Raw genomic sequence first — 20,437 nt, 5'->3', positions numbered from 1 at the left:
TATTAAGTTTTCAAATAAAGCGGTCTTATTAAGACCGCCTATGTTGAATTAAAAATCTATTAGAGCAAGCGCTCAGGGTTAAAATTTTAACCCTGATTGCTTTTCAATACTCTTTAGCAAAAATCCCCAAACATCGTCTGAAGGATGACCGTTGACGGTTACTTTTCCTTTCTTGACAGGATGTTTGAACTGACGATGGCTACCTTCTTGATTCGATAGATACCATCCGTCATCCTGCAATTTCTGGAGAATTGCTGAAACTTTCACTGTCTTCATAGATCACTGTTTTAATTCAACAGTGCAAAGATAGTAATTTTACTATTATCTACAAATGAAAACGGTAAAATAATAGTAAAATAGTTATTATTATCGCCGATTTTAGGCGTAGAAAAAGTAAATACCTTATTTCCCGCCGCCCGATTTTGCTTGTGTCAGCAGGCAAAATCGGGCGGCGGGCGGCCGCGACGCTACCCACCTCCCTAAACGCTGCTACGGCCATTTGCAGCCCCTACAGCCTGCCTTCGTCCCCGTAGCTGTAATAACTTCCATCCGTTACTATCACGTGGTCAAGAAGCCTGATATTCATAATTCGTCCCGCTTCCAGCAAGGCATGTGTCAGGCGGTCGTCGTCCTTACTTGGTTGAAAATTACCTGACGGGTGATTGTGGCAGAGTATCATGGATGTGGCACTGCAAGAAAGGGCCTCACGCAAAATCACTCTTACATCTACCTGAGTAGACGCCAGCCCTCCGACTGAGATACGCTGTTTGCGGATGATTCGGGCTGCCTGATTCAGGAAGATAACCCAACATTCCTCTACTTTCAGGTCTGCCATGTAGGGAAGCATCACTTCGTAAACATCTGCGCTGGAAGTTATACGCTTGTAGTTGTTTTTCCGTTCTTTGATTCGCTTGTATAATTCAATGACAGCCAACGCCATCTCCCTGCGTGCTGGTGTCAGCAGGTTGTAGATGTCTTCTATCGACACATTTCCGCCGTTCGCCAACATGGCGTTCACTTGATTACTCGTTTCCTTGTTGTTGGTAAGCTGATAAACTACTTCTGCGTCGCTCAAGTGGCGGCATTCTCCGCAAATTTCGAATAAATCTTTCATAATGTTGTTTATTAAATTGTTAGACAAATAAGGTTTTCGCTAAAAACATTCCACCGATAACGGATGCGCCAAAACTTTCAAGGTGGCAGGCAAAACGAGCGTAGGAGTAACCACGGGTTATCACGTCATCGAAGACAAGCACTTTTTTATCTTTGAAAAACTCCTTGTCGAAGTTGATTACCTGCACGTCGTTTACGTGCTTCCCTGACTTGCTTTCGTGGATTGCCAGCCGTTCACCCTCTACCGTGATATGGCTGTATCCGTTTACCGCTCCCGATAGTCTGGCCACTTCTTCCGAAAACTCTCTGTATCGGATTTCATTTTTCCGCTGGCTGCTGGCTGGGATACAGACAAACACCATGTCACTCGCTGACGTGCCAAACTGCTCGCGGATTTTCTTTGCGACAAGCTGGGCAGCTGAAACGGCACATTTGCCGTCTTTGAATGCCCACACGAATTTTCTCACCTGCCAGTCTCTTGCGCTGGCCTGATACTTTGTGGGCAGGTAGTCAAAGAAGTTGAACATGTACTTTCTGCACTGGTTTAGCATGGATTCGGTAAAGGGTTTCATATCGGTAGTTTTTGGAGTTTTATTCTTGAACCTCGAGCCGAGGTAGTGAGCCTTTTTTCTGCTCTTCCTTCTCTGAGGTTTTTTTTATTCCGTCGCCTTTCGCTGTCGGTTTGTTTCGCCTTTTACACTGCGTCAAAAGGTGTTGCCAGCCGTGAAAGACAAGTTTTCACCGTAAAGCCCTGCCTTGAATACTACCCTGGAAGGGTGGAGATTTTTACAGTGAACAGCGCCTGAACTTGGCATACGGCAGGCAATATTTACCTTTGCAGTGATGAAAAGGCGTAACCGGCAGTGAGAGGTGACACCGATGTAAATTCCGAAGAGAAGAACAGAAGAGCAGTCAAACAATACATAGCTTTAGCTATACCGCCAGTAGGGAAAGCAATGGGGCGGGTGGGCCGCTGCGTGAACGCTATCTCCAGCCCAGAAAGACTACCGAGTGTCTTTCTACCTTGTTACCCGGGAAATTCTCTGAATTTTCCGGGCGCCAGCAGATTGTGAGCCAGTAGATTAGCCTGAAAAAACAGGCCAAAACAGGGGTGTTTGCTTGGATTTTCCGGCCATCCGAAACGAAAACGGCACACAATCAAACGAATACGCCCGCCAAACACCGCATTTTATGCGGACGTCGGGAATCCGACCCCCCACCGCCCTACGCCACAGTTAACAGATGTTAACCTTCGAAAATCGGAATATGTAACGGCACACCTTTCTACGCGCACGGTACACGCCAACTCGCGCACAAAAAAACAGCCCCGACAACCATCTGCACGGTCATCAGGGCTTACCCTAAGAATAAAACTAATTAGCTTATTGAAAACTACATAGAGGATGTTACAAACATGTCGAATGTCATCTGGGGGAAACGTTCGCAGCCGATACACAGCGTATCGAACGCATCCGAACCGTCTGTTCTCGCCTGAAGCTGGTCTTCTTCTGTCTCTGCCAGCTTTTCACCCCGCTTGTCTTTGCCGCCGTTGTACACGCCTGCAGTCTGCACGGAGATAAGCAGGTCTTCGTTGTTCTGTTCGTTGAAGAAGGGGATGAGTTTAGCCTTTCCGGCAAACATACGGTTGAGGAGCAGCCACTTCTCGATGTGCTTCATCGGGGGACCTATATAGACAGAACGCACCTCCCAACCTCTGTCCTGGAAAGCACGCTCGATGACGTAATGAAAGTCTTCGTCATTGACCGCATAGTTTGAGCCTAAGGCCGTACTGTCGTAATAGAATATCACTTCCTTGTGTCGCTGGTGTCGGTAATACTTGCAGAAGTCATCCACCAGGGCCTCGAGCTTACGTTCGTATTTTACCCAGAACGACTTAATTACCTTCAGCCGGTTCCGGTCCGGCTGGCCGGCTACCAGCCAGTTGATGTTGGCATTAAAGTCAAAGGCGATGCAGATGGGCTTATCCCTATCGAGGTCAGCATCCATCAGGCAGGAAGGCTCCTTGATTTTGTCGAACTGATATTCCAAGCTGTCCAGGTAGCTGAAGTCAGTTGCATTGTATTTGTGCCCTTCCGTCATGCTGGAGTAGAAGCCGTCTTTGCTGATACCGATACGCTTGCACAGGATGGCCGTCTGAAAGGTAAGTGGGGGAAGGTCACGCTTCATCTGATTAATGAATGCTTCACCCAGCAGCTGCATGTTCTCAATCGTGGAGAACTCGCGGTACAGAACAGCTACAGAACCCATGCGGCATACGTCACGGTTCAAGGTGCGCAGATAGTCCTTCAGGTACAAAGGAACGGGTTCTGATTTAGCCTGAAGGTCGCGGATGCGTTTCTTTGTCCGCCAAATTTCATGTACTGTCGCCTGGATGACTTCAATCAGTTCCGGGTCGCATTTCTTTTCGTAGTCCAGGAACCAGGAACCTTTCTTTGTGACCGGCATATCGGAGGTAATCAGCATGCCATGGTGGAAGTAGTGATGGCCGAAATATTGCTTGTTACCACGGTTTGCCGGAAGAGTTTCGTCTTTCAGCTGCTCGAAGTCGATGTACTTTGCTTCATCGATGTCCAGGTAATCCAGTGAAAAGGAGTTGGAAGTTCCGGAACGGTCCTGGCTGATGATGTAACCTATCGAGCCGTTGTAGAAGGAAATGACATTCTCCCAGTTGTCAGGCTGGAAGATAGGTTCACCCCATCCCCAGGACTTCGGCGGTTTCTTGCCGATAGTCCAGTGTACGTCGCGCTTGAATCCCCAGCGTTGCCAGTGGATCAGCATGGACGGGATGGTGTTGGTGAGGGCACGCTTACAGTTGGCCGCCACAAATCCGGTGATGCTTCCTGGCATGCGCTGCATGTTGCGCAGGTTGATGGCGGCATGAATCGGACCTTTACCCCAACCACGTCCGGCACAAAGTACTATGTCTTTTGCCGGGGTGAATAGGACCTGCTGCTGGGTGTCATGGAAGTATTCTCTCATGGTTCGGGTACCTCCTGTGATTTTTTAGGATTGAAAATGTCGTCTTCGTTGAAGTCAGCATCCTCAAACTGGATGTCCTGGACATCCTCATTCATGTACTGCTTAATCTTATCCGCAATGCGCTGCCGGATGTTCGGTATCGGTTTGATTCCGATAATCGTCGGGTCGCTGTCCGGCTGGAAGGGTTGCACCACAATCTTGTCGTAGCCTAAATCCTTGGCATCCTCCTTGTCGAGCTGCATGTACTTGGCGTAGTAGTTGTCACAGGCGGCCATCGCCCGGGCGTCCTTCATGCGCTTGGCCATTTCGTAACTCTCTTCGTTGCGCTGGATGAAGCGGTAGCGATGGTAGTCCTTGGTGGCCTTGTTCAAATCTCCCAGCAGGTATTTGATGATGCGGATGTCTTCGTAGGCAGCTGACTTCTGTATCTGGTATCGCTTCTGAAGCTCGAGCACTATTTCCTGTTCCCGTATGCGCGGGTACTGGAGCCAGTAATTATACATGTCCCGAAGCCGGAGCAGACGCTGCTGGATGACTTCGGGAATGTTACGCTCTCGCATCTCGTCGACCGAGGCGAAGAGGTTTTCTTTGGCAATATCAATCGTTGCGGGTAATGGCATAGTTATAAATCTTCGTCGGAATCCATGTCACGGATGTAGGAACCCACAAGCTGCACCGCCAGCGGGCTTCCGGCTTCGGCCAATTCCAGTTCGTTTTGCCGGATCTGCAATGCCCGTTCGGCTTTCCCTTTGCGGTAGGCTATGCTGGCCGGATGGGATTTGTCGGAAATGATTTCTCGCAGACGTCGTTCGTCTACGTCCATCAGGACTGCAATGTCTGATACCGGGGTAAGCATCGTGGCAAGTTCCTTGATTCTGTCAATCTGTGCTGAAGTGAATTCCATTGAGGTGTATGCTGCGGGTATTAATAATTTCGGAAAACTGGTCTCGTAAGGTAAGGAAGAGGTCTGGCTGCGTCGTGATCATTGCACATTCGGTCCGGTTTCCTCGCGTCTGGTTCTGGCTGGTAACGACTGTAACCATCCAGCGGTCGTTCTCGATAAGCAGTACCTTGGAGTGATTCTCCGTGAGGTACACATCATCGAATACGGAAGACATAAAGGTGTACAGATTTACAGTCTTCTTGGCTGCCTTCAGGTCTGCCATCAGGACAGAGTGAAGAATCAGCTGCCGTTTTCGGAGGGAGAACAATCTGCGCAAGAACTCCTCGGAAGTAGAGAAGGTAGACACGTAGACTTTAGCCGGTCCGGTCTGTGACAGGATGAACTCGAGGACATCAAAAAGCTGAAGCCGGTTATCCAGGTACGCCTGTAACGGCACATCGGATAACGGCTTCAGCAATCGGTTTACATGTTTCATGCTTTCAACCCTAATTCACGTAAGGCATTCACCTGGTCTTCTCCTACGTTGTTTCCAGTGGAGATAAGGAAGTCGTATCTCTGCTGTACTTTGGCCAGCAGCTTCTCGTACTTCTCCTGGTCTCCGGATTCCTTCAGCTCTGCCAGTTTCTTCTTGTTGTCTGACAGATAGCCGCGGGCTGCACTGACTTTTTTGGCCATTTCAGCAGGGTCTTCAGGTGATTCACCTTCTGTACCGTCTGCACCCTGATTGTCCGGATTGAAATGGTCGTACTTGTTCATGTTATCCCGATATCTGGCATCCAGCTCTTCCAGTTGCTTCAGGTATTCGTACCTGTCGCATGGAAGAGCATCCTTCATGGTTTTCAAAGTCTCAAAAGTCTGCTTCAAACGGAAGTAGATGTCTTTGTTGTCTTCCCACAGCTGACGGATTTCTTCGGGTAGTGAATCATGATCCGCGCGTTTGCCTTTAGCAATGGTCGCTTCTTGCGGTGTGTCGTCGTCAGAACTGATTTCAGGCTGGAAGGTGGCCAGTGTTTCAGCTACGGCCGGAACCAGCTCTTTGTCCATCTTGACCACGTCCTGAATCGTCTTTCGGTCCAGGCGAATGGCCAGGTGTTTCTTCAGCTCATATTCAATCTTACTCGCAAACTTCTGCGGATTGTGGGAAATATTCTGATAAAGGATGCGGTTACGGGTCAGCTTGAGCACCATTTCCGCACCTTTCATCAGGTCACGCAAGGCCGGCTCCGTATTGAGCCAGCCTTGCATGTTTATGGTTAACTGTTCATCTATGTACATAACTGTAGCCTCCTATTATTATCCACCCGGAAGGATTGCGCTACCATCCGCTCCGGAAATGTCGCCATCTTCTGTTTCGATTTTACCTGTGTAGAACGGTGACGGGCAAATGTCCGTACACTGTGCCTCTAGGGTGGTACCAGCAGTACCGGTGTCTCCTTCTCCTGAAGTTTGTGAAATGGTGACTGAAGGGTCAAAAGCTTCAGAACCGACTACGCGGAACTTACCATTCTTCTGCTGACAAAGAAAGATCAATTCATCGATGTTGGCCTGGCGACAGAAACCGGAGGCTTCTTCATCTGTACCTGCGTGAACCAGCGTTGCTTTGTTCAGAATAGTCTTGGAAGGCATTTCACCCTGTGACTCTGCGTTGATGGACGATTTAGTGGTCAGTAATTCTATATACTGCCATTTTTTGTCAGCTGCCAGCACAAAGTCGCCTTCGTATGTGGCTAATGCAGCCATGCTTTCTGCTCCGTCAATAGCAGGAAGAACCGGCCATTTTTTAATCCAACTTTTTGGAATAAAGAACACCTTACGTCTGATACCTGGTGTCGAGGTCTGACCTGGACACCAGGAAAGGGATTCGTACATCCCTTTGCTTGTACAATCTACTGCCATAATTTACCCTCCTATGCCAGCGAGAACCGGAGTTGTACCGTCGATGGTACCCACCAGCAGACGCTCTTTAGAAATTGTTTCAAATTCAGCACCAAAAAACATGGTAGCAACAAAGTCAAGTTTGAATGGATGATGCTTTTCTACCAGAATCGTTTCCTTATCAGCACCATTACCGTAACCAACAAGCATATTACTTTTTGTAGTAAGGTGAATGAAAGCGGAACCGGCTTTGTTAGCCAGAGGAACCAGCTCACATCTATTGTTAGAACTTTCGAGAAACGTCTTCTCAAATGATGTATTATAAGGAACATGGCCAACGGTAGCCTGATAATCGTCTACATAGTTGTCATAAACACCCTGAGGAATAAACAGTTTAGTTTGAGTTTCTCGCAACACAGGGTCGGCAGCACGGTAGAATTCCTTTAAAACATCCACAGCATTGTCTTTGCTGATAGCCTCGATAGTAAACATGTTTTTAAGGTCTGCAGAAATCTTGGAAGCGTCCATTTCTGTTTTTGTGATGGTATCAAAACCATTAAAAAGGTCTTTTGATTTTGTTCCACTCTCATTACGTTTAGCAGACCATAAGACAGCATTAAGATTAGCTCCGAGTTTAGCAGAAAGGAAAGCAAGAACCTGACGGGTGATGTCGACATTCTTTAAAGCTTCCCCCTTTGAAATCAAGTTGCCATAAACTGTTTGCCATACAGAGTTCGGGGAAAACTTTTTCACTACGCTACCTAAGAAAGTCTCTAATGTACGCGGATCAATGGATACACCATTTTCATCAACACGCCCTTCATCATACGGCCCGAGTTCAATGTCACCATTAATTTCACCTACAGTCTCTTTCCCTATAACACCAGGTCTCTGAGACATGTGCTGCAAAGTTGAAGCCATGGCAAGAACAGGCATCATAAGCAATTCTTTTCTATACTTGACAGCCGACTTGGCAAGCTGTTCATCAGTAATCTGTACGTAACCTTTTGTATCTGCCATATTATAACAATTCTTTTACGTTGTTGAACATTTCTTGTGCTGTGTTGAGCTTTGTGAGGTCATCATCCTCACCTTCGTCACCATTAATGTGAGTGGTGTCTTCACCATCGGTTTTTTTCAGGTGTTCATTCTGCTTCTTCAGTTCCGAAATCTGATTGTCTTTATCAGAAGATTCCTGTTCCAGATTGGTGATGCGGTCATTGAGGGCCTTGACCTGTTCTTCGGTAAGCGTTACCTTACCATCCTTGTCAACTTCCACACCCTCGATTTTCAAGATGGAATTGACTTTCTGATAATCCTTTTTCATTTGTGTTGTTGAATGATTGAGTGGTTTATTTTGTGCCTGTGGAGTATCCGGCTGGTGTCCCTTGAAGAATTTGTTCACGAAATTGTTGAACCAACTGGGTGCTGTTTCTGCTTCCGGACTTTCGGTCTTGTCCTCCATCGCAGGCAAAGCCGGAAGATGGAACATGTTGAAGCGGGTCTTCATGGCATCGTCGAAGTTCAGTTTTGAGCCGTCTTCTACGATTTCGTCAATGAATCCGTATTCAAGTGCTTCCTGGGCAGTAAGCCATCGTCCTTCTTTCAGGATTGGAAGAATGTCATCCACTTTTTTCTTGCATTTGTTGGCGTAGAGGTTGGCCAGCACCAAGTCCATTTTGTCATTCTCCAGCTTGTTGGCCTTCAGGTCGTCGATAAGCTGCTGAATCTGGTCGGCGTTGTAGTTGCCCCAGGCATCCACCCAGTTTGACACTTTATGAATAAGGTAGAATGCATATCTGGACATGCAGGTTTTCTTGGCACCGGTAGCCAGGATGGTAGCCGCGCTGGCCACGTATCCATACAGGTAGCAAGTCACGTTGCCGTGATCAAGAAACTGCTGCCGGATGTCGAGCGCATCGTCCACCGAGCCACCAAGGGACGATACACGCACATTGACAGGCTTGTTTTTCAAACCTGACATCTGGCTTCGGATATAGTTCTTTGAATATCCCCAAGGACCGATGTGTGAATCAATACTAATACTATAATCCATGTTGTCGAAAATTAGTCTACGCAATATTATACCTTATATATATTGCATAAAAAGACTCTAATCTAATATGGCAAGCATCGGAATAGGGGAGGTCAGGGTTACTGTGACGGTAACACCTGCCCGTCCACTGGCTGCGGACGGAAAAGTCTCTTCGTTTTGTATGACGGGGTAGGGCTTTTCGGATGAGCCAATCAGGAACTGGGAGCCGGTGACGGTTGTTACCTTGAAGCAGAACTTTTTGGCACCAGGTAGCAGCTTCTTTGACCGGAACATGGTGAGTTTGGTGGTGAAAATGCGTTGTCTGTTCTCGATTTTGTCGGAAATCTCGACTGAACTCAGCCCGATAGTCGAAATTGGGCTGAATTGCTGGTAGACATTCAGCCATACTCCCCGGTCGGCTATGATGTCTGAATGCTGAAGGTGATAGGCCTCGATGCATTCTACTTTTCTAATGTTCTGAATCAGGTGTACCATGATTATCGTTATTGGATTATGTGTGTTCGGTGTTGTTTGGGTTTGTATAAAAACGGCCTACTCATCCGAGTGTTTTCTGGTTAAAGAACCTAAAAAGATACCTCTCCGGCTATAACTGGTCCTCATGCGGTAGTATTTCTGTCTGACAGTCTCCGAATAGTCGTCATCGATGCCGTGCATTTCACACCAGGCTGCGATGGTCTTGTTCAGGCCGCAATCGCGCTTGGTCAGGTCGCTCATCTCATTCCAGAGGTTCGCCCGGAACAGGTCTTCGATGGTCTCCTTTACAGCTGCCTTGGCTTTTTTACCCAGGTAGTTATAATATTGCGGCGGCTTGGCTTTGCTGTCGGGAATGACGATGGCTGTCAATTCGTCTTCTGCCATTTCCGGCTGAACTTCCGGTGGCCTTTTCCGGAGGAAACGGCGGATAACAGCATTCTCATTACTCTGTGGTGGAAATACCACCGGATTTCCCAGGCTATTGTGAAGCCATTGCTTTAAATAAGGCTCCAGTTTGATATAAAACACAATGTGGCTCATAATGAATTGATTATCTATTACAAATATAATATATATATTACTTTTTAGATAAATAAATTTGTCATTAATCTGCTCCAAAAGCAAAAAGTATATTTCCAGATATGACATACTTTTTGCCTTCTACACCTTCTACACTTTCTACAGAAAATAAAATATACTGGTAATCAATAGCTTATAATTTTATAAGGCTTCTACAATTGTAGAAATTATGTAGAAAATGAAGTAATTTGTAGAAGGTTTTAACAAAAACGGCATTTTGTAGAATTTTGTAGAAGGTTTGTAGAATGTATGTAGAATATATAAATATCTCATTATTAACATTGTAGAAGGTGTAGAAAGTGTAGAAGCCTTTTTCACCCCATTTGAAAAGGGTGAGTACTGCTCCGGGCATATAAAAAAAGGCGCAGCGTCCTCACGACGCCACGCCTTTCTACAACTCTAAAACCATTTTTATTACTCATCTAAATCATCATTTGTAGTCTCATTGCCTTCCACCTCTACCTCGAGGTTAATATTATAAGTATCCTTAATCATCTTGTAATCGAAACACAGGGCAATGTCCGGTGTCGAAGTTTTTTTGTAGGATATTCCTCCGGTGGAAGTCGTTTCCATTTTCTGAACTTCCACACCACGCTGTATGTTTTTGAACCGGACTGAGTTCTTTTTACCCATGTATTCCTTGGAGTTCTCCAGGTAGTACACCAGCGAGCCTTCCGGAAGAATTGAATCGCCAACTTGCTTGCCGAACTTTTTATACAGCATGAAGATGCGGTTCTTGCGCATCATAAGGATGGCCTTGGGTTCCTGATACTGCTGCTCAATCTTTATCAGGTTGCTTTTGAACTTATTGACATATTCTATACGGTAGTCACCTTCGATAAATATCTCACCATCCTGCTGCAGATAAGATACCACATTCCAAAAGTTGGCCAATTCATTGTTGCTTTTACATTCTGCATTCTGACGGATTATGCCATCCAGTGTAACCTTGCGAATATCCTGGTATGAAAACGGCAAGTCAAGTACACCCTCGAGCGTTCTGAAGGCTGCCAGCGGTATGATCCAGTTACGCAAGATTCGGTCTTCCACTTTCTCCGCCCCCAGTCCTTCAATAATGTCAGACAAACAGGAATGAAAGTTACTGACGAACTGTTGCTCCATCTTGGCCCGATGACGCAATATTTGAAGGGTCAGGTGTGACAGGCCTCGTTTGCGAATGTCTACCAGTTCGCTGTATCGTTTCTTTTCCGCATCGGTAAATTCTGATTTGGAAAACGTCAGGAATATAAGTCTACTGAAGAGAGCTATATCAGCTGTTGCCATCTCCTGTCCGGAAAGGATGACTCCTGAGTCAACGGCTGTTATCTCACGCTTCTTGTCTCTGTCCATGTTGATACGGCTGCGCCCGGCTCCATCCCATAAACCTTTCAAGTATTCGCGTTTGTCGATGTCAATGTTATTTTTAAACTCATCAATATGTACCAGGGCGTTTGAACATTGTGCTACCAGCTCGGCCAGTGCCGGGATAGTGGCATTCTGAATGTTGGGAGGTGTGTTGTCGATAATGAACAAGGACATCAGGCTGTGACCGAGCTCTGACTTTCCTGAACCTTTCGGCCCGAACAGGTTCAGGATGGGGAAGCTCTTGGTATAACCGGTAATCACGTCGCGGAACAATGTGGCCAGGAGGAAGCAGATACCCACTTTTGCATTATCTCCGAAAACTCCTACCAGTTTGGTAAAGTAGTCTCTCATGGAGATGCCGGAGTAGTTCAGGTGGACAAATCGCCGCTCGAACTGGAACAGCTTGTCATCGTCCCGGTAAATCAGACTGGAGGCCGGAAGGTAGTAGTTTCCTTTATCGCCTAGGCGAACGATGCCATAATCATCTACCGGGTGCCATTCGGTGTCAAATACTCCATTGCCGAACGCATAGAATCCTTTGCGCTGCCACCCTAACTGGGTAATCTCCACTGCGGTTTCCGTCTGTTCATAAAGATACATCTTCAGGCGTGTCATTTCTTTTTCGGTAGCCAGCCAGATATAGTTACCCAGTCCTTCGACCTTCTGTTTGAACTTTGATAACGACACCAGGTCTTCCTGTTTCATCTCCACGATTTCCTCCTGACGATTCTGGTTCTTGATGCGGTACAATCGCTTGGGGTTAAGAGAGTCCTTGATATGAAACATCGGTTGCATCACGAAGTTTGACCACTGATATTCTTTCCCGTCGTTGGTCGAGTAATAACAGTTGTTGGACTCAAAGAACCCATATTTGGCCAGCAAATCCCGGTTGATGGTCTGTGTCTTGTCTGCCCTGGATTCGGAAATTTTCTTCTTTTCACGGTTGATGGCCGTCAGCCAAAGATTCTTATGGTTATAGATTTTCTTCAGCTGCTCCAGGTACATTTGTTCTTTGACTTCATCGCCAACCATGGCCACCATCTGGGCAATCTTGGATACGGCTGAACTTTTGTCTTCGGTGGTACCGTCAGCCTTGAAGGCATATCCGGCATACCAGGTGATGAAATCTACTTCGTCAAGGTCTTTGAATTTGGTACGGCTGGTACAGTAAGAGTCCGGATCATTTTTCGTATTTCCTTCACCACATGGAATCTCCTTTACGGATACGGAGAAACCGCACTCCATAGCCAGTTGGCCGGACTTGATGACGGCTGCTATTCCGGTACCGTATTGTTCGCCTGGTTTGATGGCGTCCGCGTCCGGAAGAAAGCAAAGGGAAGTGGCATACCTTTTAATCTGGTAGAACTGTTTCTTTGTCCAGGCAGCACCCAGTGAGGCAATGGTGTTGTTTATTCCGATGGATTGCAGGCGCATTACATCGGGGGCACCTTCCACACAATAAAACTTTTCTTCTTTGGCAGCCTGCCTGATGGCGTTGTCAATACCGAATATGCTGTCGGACTTGTCATATATATCGCTTTGACAGGAGTTGAGGTATTTGGGGGTACCATCTACTTCGCTCATGTCGCGGGCAGTCCACCCGATGATGTTCCGGAACCGGTCGCGGATGGGTATCATGATACGGTCACGATAGAAGTCATAATATCCGTCACCCTCCTTGCGCTTCCGAATCAGTCCGCACTCTACCAGCAAGTCGGCAGAGTATCCGGCCTTGATGGCTGCGTCTGCAAAAGCGGACCAGGAAGGAAGTGCATAACCGATACCCTGCTCCTGAGGATATTGCTCACCCCATCTCTGTTTGATTTTGGCCCGTGCGGCGTCAGCTTCTGTTTTTTGCAGATTCGCAAGAAAGTATTGAGCCGCAAATTCATTTATTGCGAACATGGACGCACGTTTGCGAATTGCCTTTAGCTCTTCCGGATTTTTCTCTTCTTTCTTGTCTTCTATATCGATACCGTATTTGTCGGCCAGCCAGTGACATGCCTCTGGGAAGTTCATGTTATTTATTTTCTCCACAAACTTAATGACGTTGCCACCTTCTTTGCAAGCACCGAAGCAGTACCATAAGCCGCGTGCCTGGTCTACCATGAAGGACGGGGTGTCTTCCTGATGGAACGGACAACATGCCTTGTATCTGACTCCGGACCGTTGCAGCTGGACGAATTGTCCTACTACGTCTACTATGTCGGCACGGTCAAGAATCTTTTCTATGTCTGAGTTGGAAATCATGTTTTAGAGTGTTTTGGATACCGGCAAATATCAGGTATTTGCCGGCTTTATAAAAGATAGATTAGAAGTGTATGTCGTGGTCACGCAGACGGGTATTGTTGTTGATGTTGTAACAACGTCCATAGCCATCCCATCGGACTCGTTTTCGTCTGGGTGTATTTTTTGAGATACCGTTATTCAACGATTTTCGGCATATTATAATGTAACCGGTCACCTTACGTACCAGCATGTCAGAAGTGTAATAGACGTGCTCAATTTGTTTGGTATGGAAGACGGATTCCCATTCTTCCATTTTGTGTAATTTCATGTTTCCCATAATACCACTGTCTAATCTGCATAATAATTTTTATTTTTTTCCTGAAATCTGATTTTATAAGTGCCAACACATCTTCTTAATTCAGAATCGAGATTTAAATATTTAATTGACACAAACATTTGAAGACATCGTATTGATTCTTGATTCTCTCCACAGTTCTTGCATGGTCTAATATATTTCCTAGCATGAAACTTTTGCATCCTTCTACGTTTAATCAGGTGCAGTTTATTGAGTTTTACTATATCTTTTTTTCTTGTCATAATTCAATATTCTTTTAAGGTTATATGTACATCCACAAAGCAACCACCGAGGCCGGATAATGCGGTCGGTCGTGTATAAGTAACCGTGACAAGGGTTTGTCCCATGAATGTTTCTATCTTGTCTATAATTGCTTCCATTGGCTCTCCTAAGCCTGTGGCTTCGGCAGAAACCATGACCAAATCTCCTTCTTTCATATGTGACCTCCTTGTTCTCCCATGTTTGGTTTTAATCGATTTGGGTCTCTCAGTTTTTTGCTCAAATCTATCAGTCCTTTCAGGTCGTGTACAAGAGTATCCAATTCATTGTATCTTTGCTCAACATTATATAAGATTGTCTGCTGACGTGTAGTGGCTTCTCCGATTTCTTGTATGCTCAGGTATTTCTCATATCTTTTCTTTGTTTTAGCCAGTTCTTTTTCCAATGCCTTTGTTATTATCTCACCGGCAAGGTCCATTTCTTCTAATGTAAATCCTATGTATTTGTTAAGAAGCATTGGAGATTTTAAGTTGGGTGAAGTGACGTATTCCATAATTTTATTTTCTACTAATCAATATTTTACTTATTCATATTGTTGTACCAGGAGATTATCTGGGTAGTATTTTTGAGGTTTAGTTTTACCTTAATTGCCTGTATGGTATTGTGTACCGTATGGATTGAGATATATAATCTGTCTGATACTTCCTGTGGGGTCAGTCCTTCGGCTAGTGCAGCTGCTATTTGTAGCTGTCTTACGGTAAGGGCTGATGTACGTTTGGGATTGCATATCACATTCTCATACTGACAGTCACCGGAACCTCTCAGAGGACAATGTACTTGCTCGATATTGATATTCCCGTCGATAAAATCTATCTTTTGGGTATCCAGTTCTCCACAATTACATCGTATGAAGCGATTCACTATTCTGAATTTTTGGTATCTGGAATTTTTGCTTGACTTGGAATAGCATTGTTCAAGTGCGCGGTACGCATCGGAATAACACTCTCGTATGGTATCAAGCAATTCATCTACTACTTCCCGGCTGGATTCTGATAGCCGAGTCGTATAGTTGCCGTCATCACACATCACATAGCCTGATGGCGTGTTGTAGAACTCAACTTGATTTCTCATTATTTTTTTGAATAAACCTCTCTATCGCTTCGCGTTCAAGTTTGGTCCAGGAATTGTTTCTCATCTTGTAGAAGAAAGAAGGGTAGGATATTCCGCACAATTCAATTACATCTTGAATGAACTTACTTTTCACTTTACCCGATAGAGATAAATAATAGTTAGATATTACCATTTCTGTTACTTTTTAGATGATTATATTATTTGCTATTGATTTAATTATTAATTTTATAACACAAAGGTATTCTTTATTGTCTAATATGGATGATAAAATATCCATTATTTGATAATAGGTATATTTATTTATACTCATTAAAAATAGAAGAAAGGATGTTTAACGGTCGTATTATTAATGATTTAATAGAGAATAAAAGGGCTAAAAAGATAGATGTATATAATTATGCAGGTATAACAAAATCTACCTTAGATAATATCATTAAGGGAACAAGTATACCGAATTGTAATACTCTGGAAAAGATAGCAGACTTCTTTGAGGTTTCCATTGATACATTCTTTGTTCGTGAAATTCAGGCCGTAAAGAGTATCGGAAACAATGTTACAATTAACGGAAACTTAAATAGTGTAAGTAGTGACATCCTATTGAATGAATCTAAAAAAGAGGTAGAGCATCTAAAGGAACTGTTAGCTGAGAAAGAAAGATTAATTCAAGTGTTAATGAAGAAATAATGTATAATGGCAATATTATTAGACAGTTATTGGTAGAAAGAAATATACCTAACAAGGAGCTTTTAAGATACCTTGGTACTGAAGCCAATGCTTCTTTGGCTCAGATTGTCAACGGGAATCCCACCGTTAAACGTCTGGAAAAAGTGGCGGATTTTTTCGGGGTGTCGATGGACGTGTTCTTTGAACGGGAGAAACCTTTCAAGGCTTATCCATCAGCTCATGGAGATAATGAGCAGCAGTACAAAGAAAAAATCGAATTGCTGGAGCGTCTGCTTGAAGAGAAAGATAAAAGAATTCTACTCTTAGAGCAAATGAATCAGCTGGTTAACTCCGCTGAAAGTCGGACAGATTTGGGACAAACAATATAAAATAATCACATAATTCGAAAACGTGACAGCTTGAATATCAAGATAGGGAAGGAGGGAGAAAGTTTCCATAGAGTTCGAGCCTCTCTTCCCGTGCATGATGAGGGTTGCAGCATTGCGGTGCTGCGGCCCTTGTTTTTTATTGTGTCTGTCGTTTTTCCGCCGGGCGGTATAGAAAACAAAAAAAGGACACTCAACAATGAGCGCCCTGCTTGCGTAGCCCATGGGAGAATCGAACTCCCCTTTCAAGAATGAAAATCTTGCGTCCTAACCGATAGACGAATGGGCCATCCTTTTTGCCGCTGAAATTCCAGCTGGCTTTTTGGTAGCCCATGGGAGAATCGAACTCCCCTTTCAAGAATGAAAATCTTGCGTCCTAACCGATAGACGAATGGGCCAATCCTATGTTTGTGATGAAGCGTTTTTCAATCACGGGTGCAAAGGTACGGATTATTTTTGATTCTGCAAGCTTTTTGGGAAGAAAAAGTTCAAAAAAAGCATCCTTATCCTCCTTTTGGGGGCTGAAAGGATAAGGATGCTATGATTTTATGGAAAAAGTTTTAAACTTGTGGAACGTCTTTCAGGCTCTTTTCGATTTCCTCTTCAGGGAGTGTGTAGTTTGTTAAGTTCCCCGACAGGTATTGGTCGTATGCGCTCATGTCGATGAGTCCGTGGCCGGAAAGATTGAAAAGGATAACCTTTTCTTCGCCCGTTTCCTTGCATTTGTTTGCTTCCTGTATGGCCGCTGTGATGGCGTGGCACGATTCGGGTGCCGGAATGATTCCTTCCGTGCGTGCAAACAGGCATCCGCTCTCAAAGCTTTCAAGCTGCTGGATGTCGACGGCTTCCATCAGTCCGTCTTTCAGCAGTTGCGATACGATGACTCCTGCACCGTGGTAACGCAGGCCGCCGGCATGGATATTGGCCGGAGTGAAGTTGTGTCCCAAGGTATACATTGGGAGAAGAGGAGTGTAGCCTGCTTCATCGCCGTAGTCGTATTCAAATTTTCCTCTGGTCAGTTTCGGGCAAGAGGCAGGCTCTGCTGCCACATACCGTGTCTTTTTGCCTTCCAGAATGGTGTGGCGCATGAACGGGAAGGCGATGCCTCCGAAGTTGGATCCTCCGCCGAAGCAGCCGATGATCACGTCGGGATATTCGCCGGCCATTTCCATCTGCTTTTCAGCTTCCAGTCCGATGATGGTCTGGTGCAGGGCAACATGGCTGAGCACAGAGCCGAGTGTATATTTGCAGTTCGGTGTGGTACGTGCCAGTTCGATGGCTTCAGAAATGGCAGTTCCCAGCGATCCCTGGTGATTCGGGTACTTGGTCAGGATGTCTTTTCCGGCACGCGTAGACATGGACGGAGAAGGAGTTACCTGTGCGCCGAACGTTTGCATGATGCTCCGGCGGTAAGGCTTCTGTTCGTAGCTGATTTTCACCTGGTAAACGGCGGCTTCGAGTCCGAACACTCTGGCTGCATATGACAGTGCCGCGCCCCATTGTCCTGCGCCGGTTTCGGTGGTGATGTTGGTTATTCCCTCCTGTTTGCAGTAATAGGCCTGTGCCAGCGCCGAGTTCAGCTTGTGCGAACCGATCGGGCTTACGCTTTCGTTCTTGAAATAAATGTGCGCGGGTGTACCGAGCGCCTTTTCCAGTCCGTAGGCCCGTACCAGTGGGGTACTGCGGTAGTATTTGTACATATCGCGTACGGTTTCCGGTATTTCAATCCACGGATCAGTCTGGTTCAGTTCCTGGTGGCAAAGCTCTTTTGCGAAGATGGGATAGAGATCTTCCGGTTTGAGAGCCTGCTTGGTGGCAGGGTTCAGCGGCGGCATGGGCTTGTTTTTCATGTCGGCCTGGATGTTGTACCAGTATCTGGGTATCTCATCTTCCTGAAGGATGAATCTTTTCTGTTTTTTATCCATATTTGCTTTCAAATTTATAGTTTCCGTCAAAAATATGGAAATAAATGATAACAAGCAACTGATTCTTCTTTTTTCTTTGTTTTCCGTGCCAAAAAATGCCCGATACATGTGCCTGTCAGAGTTGGCGGGAGAAGTTCCGGGAGTTGTCCGCCCGCCTTTCTTGAACTGGCCGCTCAAGTTTCCGGTCTTTCCTTGTACTTTTAGGGGCAGAAATTCGGAAGAAAAAGAAGTGTGTATTGTTAAAAAACTATAAGAAGGGCAGGAATGGTCATCGGTAAACATGTTTTTCAGCAGTTATGCGTATTTTTGCCTGTCAACATTATGTTATTGTATGGACTATTGGGAACGATTGTTTTTATACCGCAAAAAGTTGCTTCTGCCCCGCATCAACCAGCTTGTGAACTGGATGCTTGGGATTACTTATGTATGTGCGGTAGCGTTTCTGGCTGCGCTCGTTTATGAGTACGGCTTCAGGATATCCGAAGGCGAGCGTGCCATCATTCATTGGGTTTACCGGAGTGTGTGGGTTGTCTTTCTGCTGAGCATGACTTTGCAGATTGTTTTCCGTCAGGACGACTCGCCCTATAAATTTACCCCATGGACGTGGGTGCTGAGCGTCTTGCTCTATCTCACTCTTCTTCCCGTTGTCTTTCATCAGCCCGAATCCGGCACGGAGGTCTATTGGATATGGGCCTTTTTCCGGAGTCCTTATTACCGGGGGGCCATTCTGCTTCTCTATTCGTTCTATCAGCTTTCGGGCAGTCTGGTCCGGCTGATGGGCAAGCGGACAAATCCTCCGCTTATTCTTGCCGGGAGCTTTCTTGTCATCATTCTTCTGGGAACGGGCATGCTCTTGCTTCCGAGAGCTACGTATGACGGCATTCACTGGATAGATGCTCTCTTTACGGCCACCAGCGCGACTTGCGTCACCGGTCTGGTTTCAGTGGATGTGCCTTCCACCTTCACGCTCGAGGGGCAGATCATCATCATCCTGCTCATCCAGATAGGAGGCTTGGGCTTGATGACGCTGACCAGTTTCTTCGCGATGTTTTTCATGGGCAACACATCCATTTACAATCAGCTGGTTGTGGGGGACATGATCAGCTCCAATTCGCTCAACTCGTTGCTTTCTACCTTATTATATATATTGGGATTTACCTTGACCATTGAGGGCATCGGCATGCTGGTAATCTGGTACAGCATTCACGGGACATTAGGCATGACGCTGGACGAAGAGCTGTTTTTTTCTGCTTTCCATTCGATATCGGCATTCTGCAATGCCGGCTTCTCCATTCTGCCCGGCGGGATGAGCAATCCTCTGGTCATGCAGAATCATAACCTGCTTTATATAACGCTGGGACTGCTGATTGCTTTGGGCGGCATCGGTTTCCCGATTCTGGTGAATCTGTATGAAACGGTTTCCTACTATCTGGGCTATTGGAAGTGGAAAGTGTTCGGACGTTCGCGCCGGTTTGACAAGCGTGTGCATCTGTATAACCTGAACACAAAGATCGTGCTTGTCTGTACGGCCGTACTCCTTGTGGTGGGAACGCTTGTCATTGCAGTCATCGAGTGGAACCAGGCTTTGGCAGGCATGCCGGTGGCAGACAAGCTGGTGCACTCCTTCTTCAACTCATCGTGTCCGCGTACAGCCGGTTTTGTCAGCGTGCCTCTGCTTTCTTTTTCGGTGCAGACCCTGCTGTTCATGCTGATACTGATGGTAATCGGAGGCGGCACGCAGTCAACTGCCGGAGGTGTGAAAATCAACGTGTTTGCCGTGGCTATGCTGAATCTGTGGGCGGTTATCCGCGGCTCGGAGCATGTTACGATACTGAGGCGCGAACTTTCGCATGATTCCATCCGGCGTTCGAACGCCGTAATCATGCTTTACCTGATGATCGCTTTTGCGGGAATGTTCATATTGAGCATGCTTGAGCCTGACGCTCCTTTGCTGGCCATTGTGTTCGAATGCATTTCGGCGTTGAGCACGGTCGGTTCCAGCCTTGACCTGACACCGAAGCTGGGCGGCTGGGGCAAGATTCTGATTGTTCTGATGATGTTTGTGGGGCGCGTCGGAGCCTTTACGCTGGCCACGGGACTGATCAGGCAGGAAAAGAAGCGGAACTATAAATATCCGAGTGACAATATAATTATCAACTGATT

At 46.0% G+C, this 20,437-nt stretch carries 21 protein-coding genes and 2 tRNA genes; 3 read left to right on the top strand and 20 right to left on the bottom strand.

Going from position 1 to position 20,437, the window contains the following annotated elements; translation table 11 throughout:
- Positions 1–78: 78 nt before the first annotated feature.
- From QUW60_RS02085 to QUW60_RS15090, 17 genes are all read right to left on the bottom strand, one after another.
- A complete protein-coding gene (locus QUW60_RS02085) occupies positions 79–276 on the bottom strand; it encodes a type II toxin-antitoxin system HicA family toxin (RefSeq protein ID WP_289558264.1) in 198 nt (65 codons plus the stop codon).
- A gap of 232 nt (positions 277–508) precedes the next feature.
- A complete protein-coding gene (locus QUW60_RS02080; RefSeq protein WP_289558263.1) occupies positions 509–1,114 on the bottom strand; it encodes a JAB domain-containing protein in 606 nt (201 codons plus the stop codon).
- A gap of 19 nt (positions 1,115–1,133) precedes the next feature.
- Positions 1,134–1,685: a phosphoribosyltransferase gene (locus QUW60_RS02075; protein WP_289558262.1), complete on the bottom strand. Its 552-nt coding sequence runs from the start codon at positions 1,683–1,685 to the stop codon at positions 1,134–1,136.
- 820 nt (positions 1,686–2,505) lie between these two features.
- Positions 2,506–4,113: a hypothetical protein gene (locus QUW60_RS02070; protein WP_289558261.1), complete on the bottom strand. Its 1,608-nt coding sequence runs from the start codon at positions 4,111–4,113 to the stop codon at positions 2,506–2,508.
- The gene (locus QUW60_RS02065) at positions 4,110–4,733 is read right to left on the bottom strand and encodes a hypothetical protein (RefSeq protein WP_289558260.1); all 624 of its coding nucleotides are present in this window, start codon (positions 4,731–4,733) and stop codon (positions 4,110–4,112) included. Before QUW60_RS02065 ends, QUW60_RS02070 begins: the two co-directional genes overlap by 4 nt.
- A 2-nt stretch (positions 4,734–4,735) precedes the next feature.
- The gene (locus QUW60_RS02060; RefSeq protein ID WP_204471177.1) at positions 4,736–5,017 is read right to left on the bottom strand and encodes a hypothetical protein; all 282 of its coding nucleotides are present in this window, start codon (positions 5,015–5,017) and stop codon (positions 4,736–4,738) included.
- Positions 4,992–5,492, bottom strand: a complete 501-nt coding sequence (locus QUW60_RS02055) for a C4-dicarboxylate ABC transporter (protein ID WP_258362639.1) — start codon at positions 5,490–5,492, stop codon at positions 4,992–4,994. Before QUW60_RS02055 ends, QUW60_RS02060 begins: the two co-directional genes overlap by 26 nt.
- Positions 5,489–6,292 carry a hypothetical protein gene (locus QUW60_RS02050; RefSeq protein WP_289558259.1) on the bottom strand — a complete coding sequence of 268 codons (804 nt, stop codon included), beginning with the start codon at positions 6,290–6,292 and terminating at the stop codon, positions 5,489–5,491. The genes QUW60_RS02055 and QUW60_RS02050 overlap by 4 nt, the downstream gene beginning before the upstream one ends.
- A gap of 18 nt (positions 6,293–6,310) precedes the next feature.
- A complete protein-coding gene (locus tag QUW60_RS02045) occupies positions 6,311–6,913 on the bottom strand; it encodes a hypothetical protein (protein ID WP_289558258.1) in 603 nt (200 codons plus the stop codon).
- A gap of 3 nt (positions 6,914–6,916) precedes the next feature.
- Positions 6,917–7,912 (bottom strand): hypothetical protein, encoded by a 996-nt coding sequence (locus QUW60_RS02040; RefSeq protein WP_289558257.1) that lies wholly within the window; start codon positions 7,910–7,912, stop codon positions 6,917–6,919.
- A 1-nt stretch (position 7,913) separates the two neighbouring features.
- On the bottom strand, positions 7,914–8,948 hold the full coding sequence (locus QUW60_RS02035; RefSeq protein ID WP_258362643.1) for a Clp protease ClpP: 1,035 nt from the start codon (positions 8,946–8,948) through the stop codon (positions 7,914–7,916).
- Positions 8,949–9,005: 57 nt separating this feature from the next.
- A complete protein-coding gene (locus QUW60_RS02030; RefSeq protein WP_289558256.1) occupies positions 9,006–9,422 on the bottom strand; it encodes a hypothetical protein in 417 nt (138 codons plus the stop codon).
- A 57-nt stretch (positions 9,423–9,479) separates the two neighbouring features.
- The gene (locus QUW60_RS02025) at positions 9,480–9,962 is read right to left on the bottom strand and encodes a hypothetical protein (protein ID WP_072543048.1); all 483 of its coding nucleotides are present in this window, start codon (positions 9,960–9,962) and stop codon (positions 9,480–9,482) included.
- A gap of 453 nt (positions 9,963–10,415) precedes the next feature.
- Positions 10,416–13,616, bottom strand: coding sequence for a DNA primase (gene dnaG, locus QUW60_RS02020; protein WP_289558255.1), 3,201 nt, complete (start codon positions 13,614–13,616; stop codon positions 10,416–10,418).
- A gap of 579 nt (positions 13,617–14,195) precedes the next feature.
- Complete coding sequence (locus QUW60_RS02015; protein ID WP_072543044.1) at positions 14,196–14,387, bottom strand: hypothetical protein; 192 nt, start codon at positions 14,385–14,387, stop codon at positions 14,196–14,198.
- Entirely contained in the window at positions 14,384–14,722 is a 339-nt protein-coding gene (locus QUW60_RS02010) for a hypothetical protein (RefSeq protein ID WP_289558254.1), read from the bottom strand. Before QUW60_RS02010 ends, QUW60_RS02015 begins: the two co-directional genes overlap by 4 nt.
- A 26-nt stretch (positions 14,723–14,748) precedes the next feature.
- On the bottom strand, positions 14,749–15,255 hold the full coding sequence (locus QUW60_RS15090; RefSeq protein WP_353479588.1) for a response regulator transcription factor: 507 nt from the start codon (positions 15,253–15,255) through the stop codon (positions 14,749–14,751).
- 306 nt (positions 15,256–15,561) lie between these two features.
- Between QUW60_RS15090 and QUW60_RS02005 the strand changes: the two genes are divergently transcribed.
- Together QUW60_RS02005 and QUW60_RS02000 are read left to right on the top strand one after the other, a co-directional pair.
- Positions 15,562–15,984 carry a helix-turn-helix domain-containing protein gene (locus QUW60_RS02005; protein WP_289558253.1) on the top strand — a complete coding sequence of 141 codons (423 nt, stop codon included), beginning with the start codon at positions 15,562–15,564 and terminating at the stop codon, positions 15,982–15,984.
- On the top strand, positions 15,984–16,352 hold the full coding sequence (locus QUW60_RS02000) for a helix-turn-helix domain-containing protein (protein ID WP_289558252.1): 369 nt from the start codon (positions 15,984–15,986) through the stop codon (positions 16,350–16,352). The genes QUW60_RS02005 and QUW60_RS02000 overlap by 1 nt, the downstream gene beginning before the upstream one ends.
- A 214-nt stretch (positions 16,353–16,566) precedes the next feature.
- Here QUW60_RS02000 and QUW60_RS01995 read toward each other — a convergent pair.
- From QUW60_RS01995 to QUW60_RS01985, 3 genes are all read right to left on the bottom strand, one after another.
- Positions 16,567–16,638: transfer RNA gene (locus tag QUW60_RS01995), tRNA-Glu, on the bottom strand.
- Between the two features lie 34 nt (positions 16,639–16,672).
- A tRNA-Glu gene (locus QUW60_RS01990) sits at positions 16,673–16,747 on the bottom strand.
- Positions 16,748–16,909: 162 nt separating this feature from the next.
- Complete coding sequence (locus tag QUW60_RS01985; protein ID WP_258338482.1) at positions 16,910–18,274, bottom strand: TrpB-like pyridoxal phosphate-dependent enzyme; 1,365 nt, start codon at positions 18,272–18,274, stop codon at positions 16,910–16,912.
- Positions 18,275–18,605: 331 nt separating this feature from the next.
- Between QUW60_RS01985 and QUW60_RS01980 the strand changes: the two genes are divergently transcribed.
- The gene (locus QUW60_RS01980) at positions 18,606–20,435 is read left to right on the top strand and encodes a TrkH family potassium uptake protein (RefSeq protein ID WP_258338483.1); all 1,830 of its coding nucleotides are present in this window, start codon (positions 18,606–18,608) and stop codon (positions 20,433–20,435) included.
- Positions 20,436–20,437 lie beyond the last annotated feature (2 nt).

The sequence above is a fragment of the Bacteroides gallinaceum genome, from assembly GCF_030373775.1.
GTDB lineage: Bacteria > Bacteroidota > Bacteroidia > Bacteroidales > Bacteroidaceae > Phocaeicola > Phocaeicola excrementipullorum.
This window is presented reverse-complemented; position numbering and strand designations above follow the sequence as displayed.

What these genes read in the sequence shown, in the direction of transcription:
- QUW60_RS02085 (WP_289558264.1), bottom strand. Translation starts at nt 276, where the DNA reads ATGAAGACAGTGAAAGTTTCAGCAATTCTCCAGAAATTGCAGGATGAC.
- QUW60_RS02080 (WP_289558263.1), bottom strand. Translation starts at nt 1,114, where the DNA reads ATGAAAGATTTATTCGAAATTTGCGGAGAATGCCGCCACTTGAGCGAC.
- QUW60_RS02075 (WP_289558262.1), bottom strand. Translation starts at nt 1,685, where the DNA reads ATGAAACCCTTTACCGAATCCATGCTAAACCAGTGCAGAAAGTACATG.
- QUW60_RS02070 (WP_289558261.1), bottom strand. Translation starts at nt 4,113, where the DNA reads ATGAGAGAATACTTCCATGACACCCAGCAGCAGGTCCTATTCACCCCG.
- QUW60_RS02065 (WP_289558260.1), bottom strand. Translation starts at nt 4,733, where the DNA reads ATGCCATTACCCGCAACGATTGATATTGCCAAAGAAAACCTCTTCGCC.
- QUW60_RS02060 (WP_204471177.1), bottom strand. Translation starts at nt 5,017, where the DNA reads ATGGAATTCACTTCAGCACAGATTGACAGAATCAAGGAACTTGCCACG.
- QUW60_RS02055 (WP_258362639.1), bottom strand. Translation starts at nt 5,492, where the DNA reads ATGAAACATGTAAACCGATTGCTGAAGCCGTTATCCGATGTGCCGTTA.
- QUW60_RS02050 (WP_289558259.1), bottom strand. Translation starts at nt 6,292, where the DNA reads ATGTACATAGATGAACAGTTAACCATAAACATGCAAGGCTGGCTCAAT.
- QUW60_RS02045 (WP_289558258.1), bottom strand. Translation starts at nt 6,913, where the DNA reads ATGGCAGTAGATTGTACAAGCAAAGGGATGTACGAATCCCTTTCCTGG.
- QUW60_RS02040 (WP_289558257.1), bottom strand. Translation starts at nt 7,912, where the DNA reads ATGGCAGATACAAAAGGTTACGTACAGATTACTGATGAACAGCTTGCC.
- QUW60_RS02035 (WP_258362643.1), bottom strand. Translation starts at nt 8,948, where the DNA reads ATGGATTATAGTATTAGTATTGATTCACACATCGGTCCTTGGGGATAT.
- QUW60_RS02030 (WP_289558256.1), bottom strand. Translation starts at nt 9,422, where the DNA reads ATGGTACACCTGATTCAGAACATTAGAAAAGTAGAATGCATCGAGGCC.
- QUW60_RS02025 (WP_072543048.1), bottom strand. Translation starts at nt 9,962, where the DNA reads ATGAGCCACATTGTGTTTTATATCAAACTGGAGCCTTATTTAAAGCAA.
- dnaG (WP_289558255.1), bottom strand. Translation starts at nt 13,616, where the DNA reads ATGATTTCCAACTCAGACATAGAAAAGATTCTTGACCGTGCCGACATA.
- QUW60_RS02015 (WP_072543044.1), bottom strand. Translation starts at nt 14,387, where the DNA reads ATGAAAGAAGGAGATTTGGTCATGGTTTCTGCCGAAGCCACAGGCTTA.
- QUW60_RS02010 (WP_289558254.1), bottom strand. Translation starts at nt 14,722, where the DNA reads ATGGAATACGTCACTTCACCCAACTTAAAATCTCCAATGCTTCTTAAC.
- QUW60_RS15090 (WP_353479588.1), bottom strand. Translation starts at nt 15,255, where the DNA reads ATGTGTGATGACGGCAACTATACGACTCGGCTATCAGAATCCAGCCGG.
- QUW60_RS02005 (WP_289558253.1), top strand. Translation starts at nt 15,562, where the DNA reads ATGATAAAATATCCATTATTTGATAATAGGTATATTTATTTATACTCA.
- QUW60_RS02000 (WP_289558252.1), top strand. Translation starts at nt 15,984, where the DNA reads ATGTATAATGGCAATATTATTAGACAGTTATTGGTAGAAAGAAATATA.
- QUW60_RS01985 (WP_258338482.1), bottom strand. Translation starts at nt 18,274, where the DNA reads ATGGATAAAAAACAGAAAAGATTCATCCTTCAGGAAGATGAGATACCC.
- QUW60_RS01980 (WP_258338483.1), top strand. Translation starts at nt 18,606, where the DNA reads ATGGACTATTGGGAACGATTGTTTTTATACCGCAAAAAGTTGCTTCTG.